The following is a 15,204-nucleotide window of genomic DNA, read 5'->3' on the forward strand; positions in this document are numbered from 1 at the left end:
TCGCCCCTACAACACCGTAGGGTGGAATCCCGAAGGGCTTCCACCGTTTACCGCGAGCCCTGCAGCACCTTCAGAATGTGCATCCGTCGCCGTCAAGACTCGACACTACCTTCCGCCAGCGCCACTGCCCGGAACATCGCACGGCGCTTGTTCAGCGTTTCTTCCCACTCCAGCGCAGGCACGGAGTCGGCCACGATGCCTCCACCGGCCTGGACGTGCAGTTCGCCATCCTTGATCACGGCGGTACGGATCGCGATGGCCGTGTCCATGTTACCGTTCCAGCCTAGATAGCCGACCGCGCCGCCATAGATGCCGCGCTTGACCGGCTCCAGCTCGTCGATGATTTCCATTGCCCGAATCTTCGGCGCGCCGGACAACGTGCCCGCCGGGAGAATGGCGCGCAGTGCGTCCATCGCACTCATGCTCGGATCCAGCTGACCGGTGACGTTGGAGACGATGTGCATGACGTTGGAATAGCGCTCGATCACCATCTTCTCGGTCAGCTTGACCGAGCCCACGCCCGACACGCGCCCGACGTCGTTACGACCGAGGTCGATAAGCATCAGGTGCTCGGCAATTTCCTTGGCATCGGACAGCAGGTCCTTCTCCAGCTCAAGATCCGCCTCTTCGGTCGCGCCACGTGGCCGCGTACCGGCAATGGGCCGAACGGTGACCAAGCCGTCCTCTACACGTACCAACACCTCAGGCGAGCTGCCCACTACGTGGAAGTCGCCAAAGTTGAAGAAATACATATAGGGCGTCGGGTTGAAGCAACGCAGCGCACGATAGAGATCGATGGGCGCCGCTTTGAAATCGATGGTCATGCGCTGGGACGGCACGACCTGCATGCAATCCCCCGCCAGGATGTATTGCTTGATCCGATCGACCGCGTGCTCGTAATCCTCGCGACTATAACTGGAGCGAAACGCCGGCTCCGCTGCTTGTCCCATTCGGCTGAAGTCCAGCCCCAGACGCGGCGCGATTGGCTGGCGAATTTTTTCGCGCAATGCCGTTAGCCGTGCCAGTCCTTTTTCGTAGGCATCCGCCTCGGCAGGATCGACCAGCACGATGCAGTGCAGCTTGCCGGCGAGGTTGTCGAAGACGACGACCTCATCCGACACCATCAGCAGGATATCCGGCGTACCCAACGGATCCGGATTCGGCGATTGGCCAAGCCGCTTTTCGACATAACGCACGCAGTCATAACCGAAGAAGCCCACCAGACCGCCATCGAATTTCGGTAGCGTCGACAACACCGGCACCCGGTAGCGCGCCTTGAACGCCTCGACGAATGCCAGCGGGTCTTCGACCTCGAGCGACTCGAGCTCACGATCGCCTTCGGTCACGCGCACCTGATACCCGTGCACGCGCATCACCGTGCGGCATGGCAAACCAATGATGGAGTAGCGCCCCCATTTCTCGCCGCCCTGCACGGACTCGAGCAGGTAGGAATTCGGCGCGTCGGCCAGTTTGAGATAGAGGGATAACGGGGTGTCGAAATCGGCCAGCGTTTCGAACGCCAGGGGAATACGGTTGTAGCCTTGCTCGGCCAACTGCTGGAAGTCTTCGCGCGTCATGGGAACCTCGTGGTGAGCGCCGATCGCGCTCGCGGGAAATGGATCGATATGCAAACGGGCCGGCTGCACCGGCAAGAAGATGTCAGGCGCGCCAGCGCCAACGGGCCAAGGCCTTGATGACTTTCATCCAGAGTTTGCAGGCGACCACCACGGGGACACTCTCGTCAGGCGGGACAGGGAGGTCGTCACGGTAGCGCAGCCGACAGGGCCGATCAACCGGGCAACAAACCGCGAAGGTCATCCAACACCAGATCGGGGTTTTCAGCCTCGATCGGCTGCCCGTGGTTATACCCATAGGTCAGCCCTACACAGCGCACACCGGCGGCACGCGCCGCGCCAATATCGTTACGCGAATCGCCTACGAACAGCGCGTCGTCTTTCGCAACCTCCGCCTGTGCCATCACATGCAGCAGTGCGGTGGGATCAGGCTTCTTCTGCGGCAGCGTGTCGCCGCCAATCAGCCAGTCGAAATAATGACCGAGCCCTTTCTCGTCCAACAGCGGCGCGACGAACTGCTCCGGTTTATTGGTGACCACCGCCATGCGCACACCGCGCGCCTTCAACCAATCGAGCGTCGCGTGCACGCCCGGATAGACCTGCGTGTGTGCGTGGCTTTCGGCATAAGCCTTCATAAAAAGTGCGAGCGCGTGATCGGCTTGCTCGTCGTCGATTGACGCATGATCGAGCTGCCCCGCCAAGGCACGGCGCACCAATACCGGCGCGCCATTGCCAATCCATTCGCGAACGTGCGCAATGCCGGCCGGCTCGCGCCCGAGGAGCATCAGCATCTTGTCGACCGCGGCTGCCAGATCAGGGACCGAATCCACCAGCGTGCCGTCGAGATCGAACATCACCAGCTTCGGCAAGCGCCCGGGGAACAGCGTTTCGAGGCCGTTCATGGACGGACATTCGCCAGTTCGGCACGCATGGCGTCGATGACGGCCTTGTAATCCGGCTGACTGTAGATGGCTGAGCCGGCCACGAAGGTATCGGCGCCCGCTTCGGCGATTTCGCGGATGTTCTTCACGTTGACGCCACCGTCGATTTCCAAACGAATGTCGCGGCCGCTGGCCTCGATCAGCCCACGCGCTTCGCGCAGCTTGTCGAGCGTCCCGGGAATGAATTTCTGCCCACCGAAACCGGGGTTAACGCTCATCAGCAGGATCATGTCCACCTTATCCATGACGTACTTCAGCACGTCCAACGGCGTCGCCGGATTGAAGACCAACCCCGCTTTGGCGCCGCCATCACGGATCAGTTGCAACGAGCGATCGATATGCTCCGAGGCTTCCGGGTGAAACGTGATGTAGCTGGCACCCGCCTCCAGGAAATCACCAATGATGCGATCCACCGGCTTGACCATCAGGTGCACGTCGATCGGCGCCGTGATCCCGTACTTGCGCAACGCCGAGCAGACCATTGGGCCAATCGTCAGGTTGGGTACGTAGTGGTTATCCATGACGTCGAAGTGGACGATATCGGCACCCGCGGCGAGTACCGCGTCAACCTCCTCACCCAAACGAGCGAAATCAGCGGACAGGATCGACGGGGCGATGGCGAAAGGCTGCATGGTGGACCTGCTGGGGCATTCACGAGAAAGGCGCGCATTGTACCCGCTCCAGCTGCGGACGCCGAGACGGGCACGGATTCCGTCGTACCGGTTACCTAAATCCCACTGCCGCGCGTCGTTCGTGGGAGCGGGCGATGCTCGCGATGCAGAGACACACCCTATTTTGCAATTAAAAGGCTGCGCTTTCGGGTAGATCGCTCTACTTCACCAATCAGCGCAAGGCGTTCTACCCTTAGAGCGCTTATCAAGGATGCTTACCATGCCCGTTGTCTCCCGCTCACTCTTCGTACTGCTGCTCGCAAGCGCTACCGTGTTCGCGCAAACCTCCCCTCCCGAGTCACCTGGCGCCGAAAAGCCTGCGGATGTGCCATTACGCGCGGCACTTCCAGAGCGCAGCGAGCAAGAAGCGGCTGCATTGGCGGCGCGGCTTCCGACGGAGCAACAGCGCATGCTGGAAGCGGATGGCGCATCCTTCCTAGCGCTTTGGCTACCGGCGAATCGCGATACGGTGAAAGGCACCGCGATCATCATTCCGGGCACCAACGAGACGGCAGACTGGCCACGCGTCGTCGGCCCGTTACGGCGATCGCTTCCCGATGCAAGCTGGCAAACGCTTAGCCTCACCTTGCCCGACGCCCTCGATACGCTGTCGGGCTACACGATCGGCACGGCGCCATCCCCCCTGTCTTCCGAGCAAACGCCGTCAGCGGAAAAGCCCGAGACACCCGTCGAAGAAGCCCCCGCAGCAGACGCACCGCAGGCCACGCCGGAGACTACGGACAGCGAGCGCCAGGATGCTCACGCCAAACGTGTGCTGTCCCGGATTCAGGCCGCAGTGGACGAAGCCACCAAAACACAACCCGCAGACGTGGTGCTGATCGGCAACGGCACGGGTGCCTACTGGGCCGCGCGCTTCGCCAGCGAGCAGGCGCCAGATGCCCTACGGCATGTGGTGTTGGTCGATGCCGCCGTGCCCGCAGGTTTCAGTCCAGACCTGGAATCCCTGGCCCCGGGGCTCAAAGCGGGCGTGGCTGATATGGTGACGAGTACGGCTCCGGATGACCGCGCGCTTGCGGAAAAACGCCTACAGGCGAGCAAGCGACTGAAGCATCCGAACTACCAGCAAATGCGTCTGGATGGACTTTCGAGCGATCGCGACACTGCACAGACGCAAATCGCCCGCAGGATCAGAGGCTGGCTGGAACGCCAATAGCACGGCTTCAAACTCTCGCACGTCCTCGAGACCTTGTAGGGCGGGTGAAACCCGCGGTTTTGCGTATGACCTACGCGGGTTCCACCCGCCCTACAAAATAGAGGCAATCAGCGAAAATTACGCACCTGCCGCACGAGCTGATACGCCTGCTGCACCACCCGCGTCTTCTCCGTCGCTTCGCGTATCTTGTCAGCACCCGCACCCTGCCCCGCCAGCTTGTCCGGGTGATTGACGCTTAGCAGTCGGCGATAGGCTTTCTTGACGGCCTCCGGCGGCGTATCCCGGCTCACGCCCAGCACACGCATGGCTTCAGCGTATCGCGCTTGTTCGCCGAGGGCTGGCGGTGTCGGTTTTGCACGACGGGCCATGCCGAGGGACTCGACCTCGGCCGCGGACCAGCCCATCCATTTGCCCCATAGGAAGATCAGCTCGCGCGAGCCTGCCGATGCGCGCCGCTCCGTATTCGCCATGCGCCAACAAGCCGCGAGCATCTTGGCCGCCCCCTCCCGGTCGCGCTTCAAGCGCCCCAGCGGCACGTGAAGCTTGAGCTCTTCGGTCTTGCCGCGACTGAACGCGTCGATCGCCTTGCGCTGCTTCACGCTGTCGAAGCCCAGCAAATTCATCTCCGCGCGCGCCTGACGAATATGCGCATCGCGGACGACGCCATCCCGCTTGGCGAGCCGACCCAGCATGCTGAAGAGCAGGACGTCGCGATCGACCGGCTGCCAGAGCCGCGCACGAATATCGGCAAGCGACTGGAGTTTCAGGCGGCGATCCAGCACCTGCCCCAGCAGTGCACCCAATAAGGCACCAGGGATGTCGGCCGCGGCGTACCCCAAGAGGGTGCCTGCGATGGTGCCGGGCCAGATCACGAGGACGCGCTCGCCAACAGCGCGTCGACCTCCGCCAGACGCTCATGCGTACCGACGTCGACCCAACGCCCGCGCAGAAGCTCTCCGCCAACGCGCCCGGTTGCCATCGCCGCGCGCAACAACGGCGCCAGTTTGAAAGCACCCGGCGCGCACCCGGCGAACAGATCAGGGTGCAGCACCGAAATGCCGCTGTAGGTCAGCCGTCCTTCGCCCGCATCGACTATACGCCCCTGCCGCAACGCAAAATCTCCGGCAGGATGGTGAGCGGGGTTGTCGACCAGCACGAGGTGAGCGAGATCACCCTCTGCAAGCCGCACCCTACCAACGTCATAGTCCGTCCAGATATCGCCGTTCACCAGCAGAAACGGTTCCTCTCCCAGCAACGGCAGCGCCCGAAAGATGCCGCCGCCCGTCTCGAGCGGCTCGCCTTCGGCGGAATACTGGATGCGCGCGCCAAAGCGCTGTCCGTCGCCCAAGTGCGCCACTATTTGCTCACCGAGCCACGCATGGTTAATGACGATATCGGTAATCCCAGCGGCCACGAGCGCGTCCAGGTGATACTCGATCAGGGGCTTGTCACCGACCCGCACCAAGGGCTTGGGCGTATGCAAGGTCAACGGGCGCAACCGCTCGCCCTTCCCGGCCGCCAGAATCATGGCTTTCATGCAGGCGCCCCTGGCTCGCTCGGCAAGCTCGCCAGCAGTTCGCTTAACGCCTCGAGCTCTGGGCGTCGCTGGATTACCGCCTGGATATAGGCGAAGAAGCGCGGCACGTCCGCCAAGTAACGAGGTTTGCCGTCGCGATGGCAGATTCGCGAAAAAATACCGATGACCTTCAAATGACGCTGGACGCCCATGAGGTCGCTCGCACGCAAGAACGCATCGACGTCGCTGCCTACGGGAATCCCGGCGCGACCCGCCCGCTCCCAATAGCGCCGAAGCCAGCCGTCGACCCGCGCCTCCGGCCAACTCAGAAACGCGTCCTTAAAGAGACAGGTGATGTCGTAGGTGACGGGCCCCTGCACGGCATCCTGGAAATCCAGCACACCGGGGTTCGGCGAGGACACCATCAAATTCCGTGGCATGTAGTCGCGATGCACCAATACGCGCGGTTGCTCGAGTGCGTTGGCAACCAGCAGCTCGCACGTCGAGGCCCACTGTCGCGCCTGCTCGGCGTTCAACTCGACGTTCAGATGCCGGGCGAGGTACCAATCGGGAAACAGTTGAAGCTCGCGGCGCAGCAGCGCGTCATCGTAGGCGGGCAAACCGCTGACGTCGCCCCGCGATTGCAGGGCGATCAGCGCATCGATCGCCCGATCGAACAAGACGTCGGCATTGGCCTCGTCGATGACATCGAGGTACGTCTGGGTGCCCAGATCGCTGAGGATCAAAAAACCTTTTTCCAAATCGGCGACATGCACGATTGGCACGTTCAATCCCGCGGCGGCGAGCACCGAAGCCAGGCGGACGAAAGGCTCGCAGTTTTCCTGCGGCGGCGGGGCATCCATCACCACCAGGCTGTTTTCGCCGCTACGCCAGCGAAAGTAACGGCGGAAGCTGGCATCGCTACTGGCCGAGGACAGCTCGACATCCTGCCCTGCGGGCCAGCCGAGTTGGTCCAGCAACGCTGGCAAACGTGCTGAGAGCCAGGTCTGAAGCTGCTGCAAACGTACATCCTGAGTCATTGCTCGAAGGTCTCCACCGACACGAGGCGCAATTGAAGGCGCCAGCGTAGGCGATGCGCCCCCCGGAACGGAAGGCGCTCGACGCCCGGTATTGAAGGAATACGCTGAAATCCAGCGCCTACCCCGTGGACGCAGGCCGCTGGCAGGCATGAGTTGCGCGCCCGGCACCCTGGGAGAAAGGCCGCAATAGCTGTTTTTCTCGAGAACCTAGCCGTTGCGCAGGTCATGCTTTATGATCCAGCATCTTTTTCAGCCCATCGAGAGGCATGCGGCCTCCTGCTCAGGCCGATGGCGCCAGGAAGCTCCGGACTACAAGATGGCATCGAAATCCCCCGCGTTCCGTACAAAGTTCCCCCTTCTGTTCACCAGCGGCTTGCTCCTTCTGCAACCCGTTAGCAGCATCAATGCTGCGGAACAGTTCAATTGCCAACCTGGCCCGACGGGCACTTGGGCATGCAGCCCGAAGAGTGCTTCAGCGCCGCTTCCGCCTCGCCCACAGCATAGCGATGCCGCCGTGAGCGCGACGGCTAGCCGCTCGGCATCCGATGCGTCGGGAGAGCCTGCACGTGCTGCCGCCGAATCCCGCCAAAGGGCCGAGGACTATAGCCGTCTGGATTGGGTACCGCGGGATCAACTGACCCCCGCACAACTTGCCGAAGCGGGTCCGTTCTGCGCCGGTGCGTACGTCGAGCCGACGCGCCCAGGCATGAACGACAACACGCCCATGAGCGAGGCGCCGACGTACCTGTCCGCAAAAGCCTCGCGCTATGAACAGAATGAACAGATCGCAACGCTGGCAGGCGATGTCGTCATGCGGCAGTCGAGCCTGCAGGTGGAGGCCGATGAGGCCAACCTCCATCAGCTGGACAACCGTGGCGAGCTACTCGGCAACGTTCGTTTACGCGACAAGGGCATGCTCGTCCTGGGCGATCGCGCGCAGATCCAGCTGGACAGCGGCGAAGCGGACATCGACAACGCGCAGTACGTCATTCACGACGCGCATGTTCGCGGTACCGCGAGCTACGCGAAACGCGAGGTCACGTCTATCGTCCGCTTGAAGGACGGTACGTATACCCGTTGCGAGCCGGGCGACAATGCCTGGCACCTGAAGGGCAACAACGTGACGCTGAACCCCACCACCGGGTTCGGTACTGCCACGAACGTCACCCTGCGCGTGAAAGACATTCCGGTTTTCTACACGCCTTACATCTATTTCCCGATCGACGATCGCCGTCAGTCTGGCTTCTTGCCGCCGAGTTTCAGCGTTTCCGGAGACAACGGTTTCTCGCTGGTTACGCCGTACTACATCAACCTCGCGCCGAACTACGACGCGACGTTGTATCCACACTATATGGCTAAGCGCGGCCTGTTGATGGAAGGCGAGTTCCGCTACCTGACGCAAAGCAGCGAAGGCCAGATCGGCGCAGCCTTCCTGCGTGATTCGGAAGATGAGCGCGAGCTACAGTCCGATTACCGCGAAGATCGCTGGATGTACAACATCCAGAACCGCACGGGCCTGGATTCTCGCCTGTTGGCCGAAGTCGACTACACCGACATCAGCGATCCGTACTATTTCCAGGATCTGGAAAGCCAGATGGACGTAGGCAGTCAGAATCGCGAGTTCGTCGATCAGCGCGGTACGTTGACTTACCGTGGCGACAGCTACACGGCGCGACTGAATGCTCATGCGTATGAGCGGGCGTCCGTCATCAACATTACGCCGTACAACCGCTTGCCGCAGTTGACGCTGGACGGTCAGCTGCCCTTCCAGCCGGGCGGATTGAACTTCGCCTACAGCACCGAAGCCGTTCGCTTCGAGCGCAGCCTGGAGAACGGTTTCTACACTAACGACGACGGCATTCCGGAACTCTGGTACGACGAGCGTCTACAAGGCCTCGCGCGCGCCGAGGGCGATCGCCTGCATGTTGAGCCATCTGTCAGCCTTCCACTGGACTGGACCTGGGGCTTCTTCAAGCCGACGGTCAAATACTTCCAGACCAATTACGATCTAGATCTCGATGCTCAAGGGCGCAGCACGCTCGCGAATACAGGCGAAACCTACAACAGCAGCGTAAACCGTGGCGTCGGCCTGTTCAGCGTTGATAGCGGCCTATATTTCGACCGCGACACCACCCTGTTCAATCGCCAGGCTCGCCAAACCCTCGAGCCACGCCTGTTCTACCTGTACGTCCCCAACGAAGATCAGGACGAGATTCCGGTCTTCGATACCAGCGAATACACGTTCAATTACTCATCGCTGTTCCGGGAAAACCGCTTCTCTGGTCGTGACCGCATCGGTGACGCTAACCAAGTGTCGCTGGGCTTGACGAGCCGCTGGATCGAAGAAAACGGTTTTGAGCGGCAGCGCGTCAGCCTCGGCCAGGCGTTCTACTTCCGTGATCGCGAAGTGCAGATGCCACTGATCGACTACCGCGAGCGGGAAGACGCGACCTCCGACGTCTCGCCTTACGCGCTTGAGTACATGTATCGCTTCAACCGCGACTGGCGCCTGAACGCGGACTTCAACTGGGATCCGGACAGCCACAGTACCCGCTCGGGTAGCGCCATGTTCCACTACCAGCCAGAAAGCGACCCACGCAAGATCGTCAACCTTGGTTACCGCTATCGCAACGACACCATGCGTTTCGACCAGGCGACCGGTCGTTGGACCTTCGGCGGTGACTACGGCACGCCCGGTACTCCGGAATACATCAAGGACTACTACAAGATCGATCAGCATGACTTCTCGGTCATCTGGCCGATCGTGCCGCAATGGAGTGTCATCGCACGCTGGCAGTTCGACTACAACCGCAGCCGCACGCTGGAAGCGTTCGGCGGTTTCGAATACGACAGTTGCTGCTGGAAGCTGCGCCTGATCAATCGCTACTGGGTCGATTACGACGAGACCAGCTTGAACCCGGATCTCAACGAAGAGCCGGATCGTGGCATCTTCCTGCAAGTGGTCCTCAAAGGCCTCGGCGGCATTTTCGGCAACAAGACCGAAGGCTTCCTCGACCAAGGTATTCAAGGTTTCAGAGAACGTGAAGATCAATCTATGTAATTTCGTCCGCCCGGCACTGCTCGCTGCAGTGCTGGCCGGAAGTACGTTGGCCCACGCCCAGGTCCAGCCGCTCAACCGCGTCATCGCCATCGTCGATAACGACGTGGTGATGCAAAGCCAGTTGGATCAGCGCGTTCGCGAAGTCCAGCAGACCATTGCCCGCCGCGATGGCTCGGCGCCCTCTCCCGAAGCGCTGCAAGCTCAGGTGCTGGATCGTCTTATCGTCGAGAACATCCAGCTTCAGCTTGGCGAGCGCGCAGGTATTCGTATTTCGGACGACGAGCTGAATCAGGCGATGGTGACCATCGCGCAGCGAAACAACCTTTCCTTGGATCAGTTCCGCCAGGCGCTCAGCCGGGATGGGCTCTCCTACGATCAGGCCCGTGAGCAGGTCCGCCGCGAGATGATCATCAGTCGGATCCGCCAGCGCCAAGTCGCTGAGCGTATTCAGGTCAGCGATCAGGAACTGCAGAACTTCATGGCATCGGACCTGGGTCGCATGCACCTGTCCGAGGACTATCGCCTGGCCAACATCCTGATCCCAGTCGCCGAGGGCGCGTCTAGCACCGAGATCCAGAATGCCGAAGGGCGTGCGCAGCAGGTATACGCCCAGCTTGAGCAGGGTGCTGATTTCGGCAAGCTGGCGATCGCCAACTCGGCGGGTGAAAACGCCTTCGAAGGCGGCGAGATCGGCTGGCGCAAAGCGGCCCAGCTTCCAGCGCCGTTCGATAGCATGGTCAGCAGCATGTCGCCCGGAGAGGTGACCCAGCCGATCCGCACCCCCGGCGGCTTCATCATGTTGAAGGTGCTGGAAAAGCGCGGCGCCGGCAATCAGGTGAGGGACGAGGTACACGTCCGCCACATTCTCATCAAGCCGAGCGAAATCCGTAGCGAAGCCGAAACACAAAAGCTGATCGACCGCCTCTATCAGCGCATCGTGAGCGGTGAAGACTTCGCGACACTGGCGAAGAACTTCTCGGAAGACCCAGGCTCTGCCCTCAACGGTGGCGATCTGAACTGGATTGATCCGAACGGCCTGGTACCCGAATTCCGCCAGGTGATGGCCGACACCCCAGCAGGTGAGCTTTCCAAGCCGTTCCGTTCACAGTTCGGCTGGCACATTCTCGAAGTGCTGGGCCGTCGCGCCACTGACGCCAGTGACGACGCCCGTCGCCAACAGGCTTTGACGCTCCTGCGTAACCGTAAGTACGACGAGGAGTTGCAAAACTGGCTACGTCGAATCCGCGATGAGGCCTACGTAGAAATCAAGCAGTGACACCGTTCGCGGTCACTGCTGGCGAGCCGGCAGGCATAGGTCCCGACCTGTGCTTGCTGGTCGCTCGTCACGCACATCAGGCACCACTCGTGGCTATCGCCAGCCACGACCTGCTCCAAAGCAGAGCCCACCTCCTTCGCCTCACCATTTCCCTGATCCCCGTATCCATCCACGCCCTGCCCACGACCCCGGCCGAAGCAGGCGAGCTGTATGTGCTGGATGTTCCACTCGCAGCGCCCGCCCGAGCTGGCGTGCTCGACTCCAGCAACGCGGCTTACGTCCTTGAAACCTTAACCCTCGCCGCGGCCGGCTGCCTGGATGGCCACTTTGCCGGCATGATTACGGCTCCCGTGCACAAGGGGGTCATCAATGACGCAGGCTTGCCGTTCTCCGGCCATACCGAGTTTCTCGCGGATCTCACCGGCACCGACCAAGTGGTGATGTTGCTAGCAACACGGGGCTTACGCGTTGCCCTCGCAACGACTCACCTGCCATTGAAAGACGTCCCCGCGGCCATTACGCCCCCTACGCTGAGCGCTGTACTGCGCATTCTGGATCATGACCTGCGCGCAAAATTTGCCATTACGTCACCCAAGATCCTGGTGTGCGGACTGAACCCTCACGCGGGCGAAAGCGGTCATTTGGGACGCGAGGAAATCGAGGTCATCGAACCTACGCTGGCCGCGCTTCGTAGCGAAGGATTGAACGTGATCGGGCCGTTGCCGGCGGACACCTTGTTCACACCGAAGTACCTGGACAGTTGCGATGCCGTACTCGCGATGTACCACGATCAGGGCTTGCCGGTACTGAAGTTCAAGGGCTTTGGGGCCGCAGTCAATGTAACCCTTGGCCTACCGATCGTCCGCACCTCGGTGGACCACGGCACCGCGCTGGACCTGGCAGGTACCGGCAATATCGACACGGGCAGCCTCGAGACGGCTATCGAAACGGCGTACGAAATGGCGGGCGTCTCGCGCTAGCTTCACTGCCCGTACACCGCCCCTGTAGGAGCCAGCTTGCTGGCGATCAGTATTCTCTGACAAAGTCGACGGACCGCCAGCAAGCTGGCTCCTACAAAAGCCCTCCAATAGCTCGTTATTGCCCCATCGGATGGAGATCGGCAAAAACAACGATGGGCCCTCACACCCAAAGAACCTTCCCCGCTTCTGCTAAACTGCCGCGTTTTCGCACCAGCCTTGTCCGCTTTCTCGGGAACCCTATGTCCGAACTCCAGCCGCACCGCGCCCGTAAACGTTTTGGCCAGAACTTTCTGCATGACGCAGGCGTGATCCACCGTATCCTGGGGGCGATTCATCCGAAGGAAGGTGAACGTCTGCTGGAGATCGGGCCAGGACAGGGAGCACTGACTGAAGGCCTGGTGGGCAGCAAGGCTCGTCTCGATGTCATCGAGCTCGACAAAGACCTGATTCCCCTGCTGAAGCTGAAGTTCGGGCTCTTGCCGAACTTCAATCTGCACCAGGGCGACGCAATGAAGTTCGACTTCACCACCCTCGACGCGGGCTCCCATGAGCTTCGCGTCGTCGGCAACTTGCCCTACAACATTTCCACCCCCCTTATCTTCCACCTGCTGGCGCACGCCCATCTCATTCGCGATATGCACTTCATGCTGCAGAAGGAAGTCGTCGAACGCCTGGCAGCGGTGCCCGGGGGTGGAGATTGGGGGCGTCTGTCCATCATGGTGCAGTACCACTGCCGCGTGGAGTATTTGTTCCACGTCGGGCCCGGTGCGTTCAATCCGCCGCCCAAGGTGGACTCGGCGATCGTTCGCCTAGTGCCCCATGAAACACTGCCGCACCCAGCCAAGGACCCGGCATTGCTGGAGCGCGTCGTTCGCGAGGCGTTCAACCAGCGCCGGAAAACCCTGCGCAACACGCTTAAAGCCCTCATGACCGCCGACGACATTGCCGCCGTGGATGTAGATGGCAGTCTTCGTCCCGAGCAGTTGGACATTGCTGCATTCGTAAGACTGGCTGATCGACTGGCGGAAAAGACTGTCGATACTTCCAAGCCATCATCGAACGGATGACTGTCGCCCATGCACGAATCGCACTATCAAATTGATGTAAGCGTCGTTACGCGCTTCCTTCCAGAGCAATCCCAGCCTGAGCAGGAGAAATACGCCTTCGCCTACACCATCACCATCCAAAATAACGGGTCACTTGCAGCGCAGTTGCTGTCCCGCCATTGGCTGATCACAGATGGCAATGGCAAGGTGCAAGAAGTGCGCGGCCCCGGTGTCATCGGTCAGCAACCGACCCTCGAACCCGGCGAAAGCTACACCTACAGTAGCGGCACGCTGCTCGCCACCCGCGTGGGTAGCATGCAAGGCAGCTACCAGATGATCGCCCGTGACGGCCAACGTTTCGAGGCGGATATAGCCCCCTTTCGCCTGGCCGTTCCAGGGGCCCTGCACTGATGGCGGTCTATGCCATAGGCGATCTGCATGGCTGCCTCGATCCGCTCAAGTGCCTACTCGCGGACGTCCGCTTCGATCCCGCGAAGGACCGCCTTTGGCTGGTTGGGGACCTCGCTAACCGCGGGCCCCAACCGCTCGAGACGCTTCGTTATCTCTATGGCATGCGCGAATCCCTGGACATCGTGCTCGGCAACCACGACCTGCACCTGCTCGCGGTGTACTACAACATCGACCGCCAGAAAAAGAACGACACGCTGCGTGACATTCTCGAGGCCGACGACTGCGCTGACCTGATGAAGTGGCTGCGCCAGCAAAAGCTCGTTCGCTACGACGCCGAGCGACGCACGGCCCTCGTGCACGCCGGCATTCCGCCGCAATGGACCATCGAGAAAGCGCTCAAGCGCGCCGCCGAGGTCGAGACGATCTTGCAGGACGATGCCCAAATCGTCGAGTTTCTCGACGGCATGTACGGCAACGATCCCGCAAAATGGAACGGTAGCCTGGAAGGGATCGAGCGGCTGCGCGTCATCACCAATTATTTCACCCGCATGCGCTTCTGCACGGCGGAAGGCAAGCTTGAGCTGAAATCGAAGGAAGGCCTCGATACGGCGCCGATCGGCTATGCGCCGTGGTTCGCCCATCCGCGAAAAAGCGAGGGTACGCGCATCCTGTTCGGTCATTGGGCCGCCCTCGAGGGCCGTTGCGACGCGCCCGATATCGAAGCATTGGACGGCGGCTGCGTTTGGGGCGGTCGCATGACGCTCATGGATGTGGATAGCAACCAACGTACCGAATGCAGTTGCGCATCGACCTGATCCATTTCATTTACCCAGCGAGGCGCCCATGACCGACACCTTCAAACGCATCACCCCCGAGCAAGCGCAGGCCATGCGCGAGCAAGGCGCAACATTCGTCGACATTCGTGACCCGAACAGCTTCGGCGCTGGACACATCTCCGGCTCGACGCGCCTGGATAATCAAAACTTAGGCGACTTCATCGCCGCGGCCGACCTCGACCACCCGCTGGTCGTCGTCTGTTATCACGGCCATTCGAGCCAAGGCGCCGCGAACTACCTCATCGGCCAGGGATTCTCCGACGTGTTCAGCATGGACGGCGGATTCGAGCTCTGGAACAGCCAGTATCCCGAGCATGTTGCACGCGCCAGCGACGAGTGACGGTCGTGAGCCCTTTTGCATGAAAGCGGCCTAGTCATATAAGCGCCTACCGCCAGAAGCGCCGCTCTTTGTAGGAGCCCATTTATGGGCGATCGCCTTTAACCGCTGATCGCCCATAAATGGGCTCCTACAAAAGCATTTGAATGGGATTAGATTGGTCTCCCGCACAAGCGGCTTCCTGCTACACCACCAGCCCCACACGCATTTCCCTCCGCGCTTCAAAAAAGTTTTCACAGCGCATCCCGCGTCATTGCTGGCGTTCAGCGGGCGCCAAAAACTGCTAGCCATAATATTCACGTAACACTTGCCATGGCCGCTCAGATAAAGAACTATCCTTG

Annotated in this window: 14 protein-coding genes; 8 read left to right on the top strand and 6 right to left on the bottom strand. The window is 61.1% G+C overall.

Going from position 1 to position 15,204, the window contains the following annotated elements; all coding sequences use genetic code 11:
- Positions 1 to 92: 92 nt before the first annotated feature.
- The 3 genes from trpE to rpe all read right to left on the bottom strand — a co-directional run bounded on the left by trpE (position 93) and on the right by rpe (position 3,147).
- On the bottom strand, positions 93 to 1,577 hold the full coding sequence (gene trpE / locus IEY47_RS14835; protein ID WP_188984045.1) for an anthranilate synthase component I: 1,485 nt from the start codon (positions 1,575 to 1,577) through the stop codon (positions 93 to 95).
- A gap of 212 nt (positions 1,578 to 1,789) precedes the next feature.
- Positions 1,790 to 2,476 carry a phosphoglycolate phosphatase gene (locus IEY47_RS14840; protein WP_188984046.1) on the bottom strand — a complete coding sequence of 229 codons (687 nt, stop codon included), beginning with the start codon at positions 2,474 to 2,476 and terminating at the stop codon, positions 1,790 to 1,792.
- Positions 2,473 to 3,147: a ribulose-phosphate 3-epimerase gene (rpe, locus tag IEY47_RS14845; protein ID WP_188984047.1), complete on the bottom strand. Its 675-nt coding sequence runs from the start codon at positions 3,145 to 3,147 to the stop codon at positions 2,473 to 2,475. Before rpe ends, IEY47_RS14840 begins: the two co-directional genes overlap by 4 nt.
- 259 nt (positions 3,148 to 3,406) lie before the next feature.
- Here rpe and IEY47_RS14850 point away from each other — a divergent pair, with 259 nt between their 5' ends.
- Positions 3,407 to 4,360, top strand: coding sequence for a DUF3530 family protein (locus IEY47_RS14850; RefSeq protein WP_188984048.1), 954 nt, complete (start codon positions 3,407 to 3,409; stop codon positions 4,358 to 4,360).
- A gap of 107 nt (positions 4,361 to 4,467) precedes the next feature.
- On the opposite strand, the gene IEY47_RS14855 is transcribed toward IEY47_RS14850, so the two are convergent.
- From IEY47_RS14855 to IEY47_RS14865, 3 genes are read right to left on the bottom strand one after another with little or no spacing between them, the layout of a single operon-like run.
- Positions 4,468 to 5,232 carry a DnaJ domain-containing protein gene (locus IEY47_RS14855; RefSeq protein WP_188984049.1) on the bottom strand — a complete coding sequence of 255 codons (765 nt, stop codon included), beginning with the start codon at positions 5,230 to 5,232 and terminating at the stop codon, positions 4,468 to 4,470.
- Positions 5,229 to 5,897 carry an N-acetylmuramate alpha-1-phosphate uridylyltransferase MurU gene (murU, locus tag IEY47_RS14860; RefSeq protein WP_188984050.1) on the bottom strand — a complete coding sequence of 223 codons (669 nt, stop codon included), beginning with the start codon at positions 5,895 to 5,897 and terminating at the stop codon, positions 5,229 to 5,231. The genes IEY47_RS14855 and murU overlap by 4 nt, the downstream gene beginning before the upstream one ends.
- On the bottom strand, positions 5,894 to 6,916 hold the full coding sequence (locus IEY47_RS14865; RefSeq protein ID WP_188984051.1) for an aminoglycoside phosphotransferase family protein: 1,023 nt from the start codon (positions 6,914 to 6,916) through the stop codon (positions 5,894 to 5,896). Before IEY47_RS14865 ends, murU begins: the two co-directional genes overlap by 4 nt.
- A 316-nt stretch (positions 6,917 to 7,232) precedes the next feature.
- Between IEY47_RS14865 and IEY47_RS14870 the strand changes: the two genes are divergently transcribed.
- From IEY47_RS14870 to glpE, 7 genes are all read left to right on the top strand, one after another.
- On the top strand, positions 7,233 to 9,977 hold the full coding sequence (locus tag IEY47_RS14870; protein WP_188984052.1) for an LPS-assembly protein LptD: 2,745 nt from the start codon (positions 7,233 to 7,235) through the stop codon (positions 9,975 to 9,977).
- Positions 9,958 to 11,253, top strand: a complete 1,296-nt coding sequence (locus tag IEY47_RS14875) for a peptidylprolyl isomerase (protein WP_188984053.1) — start codon at positions 9,958 to 9,960, stop codon at positions 11,251 to 11,253. Before IEY47_RS14870 ends, IEY47_RS14875 begins: the two co-directional genes overlap by 20 nt.
- Positions 11,250 to 12,233, top strand: coding sequence for a 4-hydroxythreonine-4-phosphate dehydrogenase PdxA (pdxA, locus tag IEY47_RS14880; RefSeq protein ID WP_188984054.1), 984 nt, complete (start codon positions 11,250 to 11,252; stop codon positions 12,231 to 12,233). Before IEY47_RS14875 ends, pdxA begins: the two co-directional genes overlap by 4 nt.
- Before the next feature lie 239 nt (positions 12,234 to 12,472).
- Positions 12,473 to 13,300: a 16S rRNA (adenine(1518)-N(6)/adenine(1519)-N(6))-dimethyltransferase RsmA gene (gene rsmA, locus IEY47_RS14885; protein WP_188984055.1), complete on the top strand. Its 828-nt coding sequence runs from the start codon at positions 12,473 to 12,475 to the stop codon at positions 13,298 to 13,300.
- Positions 13,301 to 13,309: 9 nt separating this feature from the next.
- Entirely contained in the window at positions 13,310 to 13,690 is a 381-nt protein-coding gene (apaG, locus tag IEY47_RS14890) for a Co2+/Mg2+ efflux facilitator ApaG/CorD (RefSeq protein ID WP_188984056.1), read from the top strand.
- Complete coding sequence (locus IEY47_RS14895) at positions 13,690 to 14,505, top strand: symmetrical bis(5'-nucleosyl)-tetraphosphatase (RefSeq protein ID WP_188984057.1); 816 nt, start codon at positions 13,690 to 13,692, stop codon at positions 14,503 to 14,505. Before apaG ends, IEY47_RS14895 begins: the two co-directional genes overlap by 1 nt.
- A 28-nt stretch (positions 14,506 to 14,533) precedes the next feature.
- On the top strand, positions 14,534 to 14,866 hold the full coding sequence (glpE, locus tag IEY47_RS14900; RefSeq protein WP_188984058.1) for a thiosulfate sulfurtransferase GlpE: 333 nt from the start codon (positions 14,534 to 14,536) through the stop codon (positions 14,864 to 14,866).
- The last annotated feature ends 338 nt before the right edge of the window (positions 14,867 to 15,204 follow it).

It is taken from the genome of Pseudomonas matsuisoli, from assembly GCF_014647635.1.
Classification (GTDB): Bacteria; Pseudomonadota; Gammaproteobacteria; order Pseudomonadales; family Pseudomonadaceae; genus Pseudomonas_P; species Pseudomonas_P matsuisoli.

Bases quoted from the DNA above. Each gene is read 5' to 3' on its own strand.
- trpE (WP_188984045.1), bottom strand. From the start codon at position 1,577: ATGACGCGCGAAGACTTCCAGCAGTTGGCCGAGCAAGGCTACAACCGT.
- IEY47_RS14840 (WP_188984046.1), bottom strand. From the start codon at position 2,476: ATGAACGGCCTCGAAACGCTGTTCCCCGGGCGCTTGCCGAAGCTGGTG.
- rpe (WP_188984047.1), bottom strand. From the start codon at position 3,147: ATGCAGCCTTTCGCCATCGCCCCGTCGATCCTGTCCGCTGATTTCGCT.
- IEY47_RS14850 (WP_188984048.1), top strand. From the start codon at position 3,407: ATGCCCGTTGTCTCCCGCTCACTCTTCGTACTGCTGCTCGCAAGCGCT.
- murU (WP_188984050.1), bottom strand. From the start codon at position 5,897: ATGAAAGCCATGATTCTGGCGGCCGGGAAGGGCGAGCGGTTGCGCCCG.
- IEY47_RS14865 (WP_188984051.1), bottom strand. From the start codon at position 6,916: ATGACTCAGGATGTACGTTTGCAGCAGCTTCAGACCTGGCTCTCAGCA.
- IEY47_RS14870 (WP_188984052.1), top strand. From the start codon at position 7,233: ATGGCATCGAAATCCCCCGCGTTCCGTACAAAGTTCCCCCTTCTGTTC.
- rsmA (WP_188984055.1), top strand. From the start codon at position 12,473: ATGTCCGAACTCCAGCCGCACCGCGCCCGTAAACGTTTTGGCCAGAAC.
- apaG (WP_188984056.1), top strand. From the start codon at position 13,310: ATGCACGAATCGCACTATCAAATTGATGTAAGCGTCGTTACGCGCTTC.
- IEY47_RS14895 (WP_188984057.1), top strand. From the start codon at position 13,690: ATGGCGGTCTATGCCATAGGCGATCTGCATGGCTGCCTCGATCCGCTC.
- glpE (WP_188984058.1), top strand. From the start codon at position 14,534: ATGACCGACACCTTCAAACGCATCACCCCCGAGCAAGCGCAGGCCATG.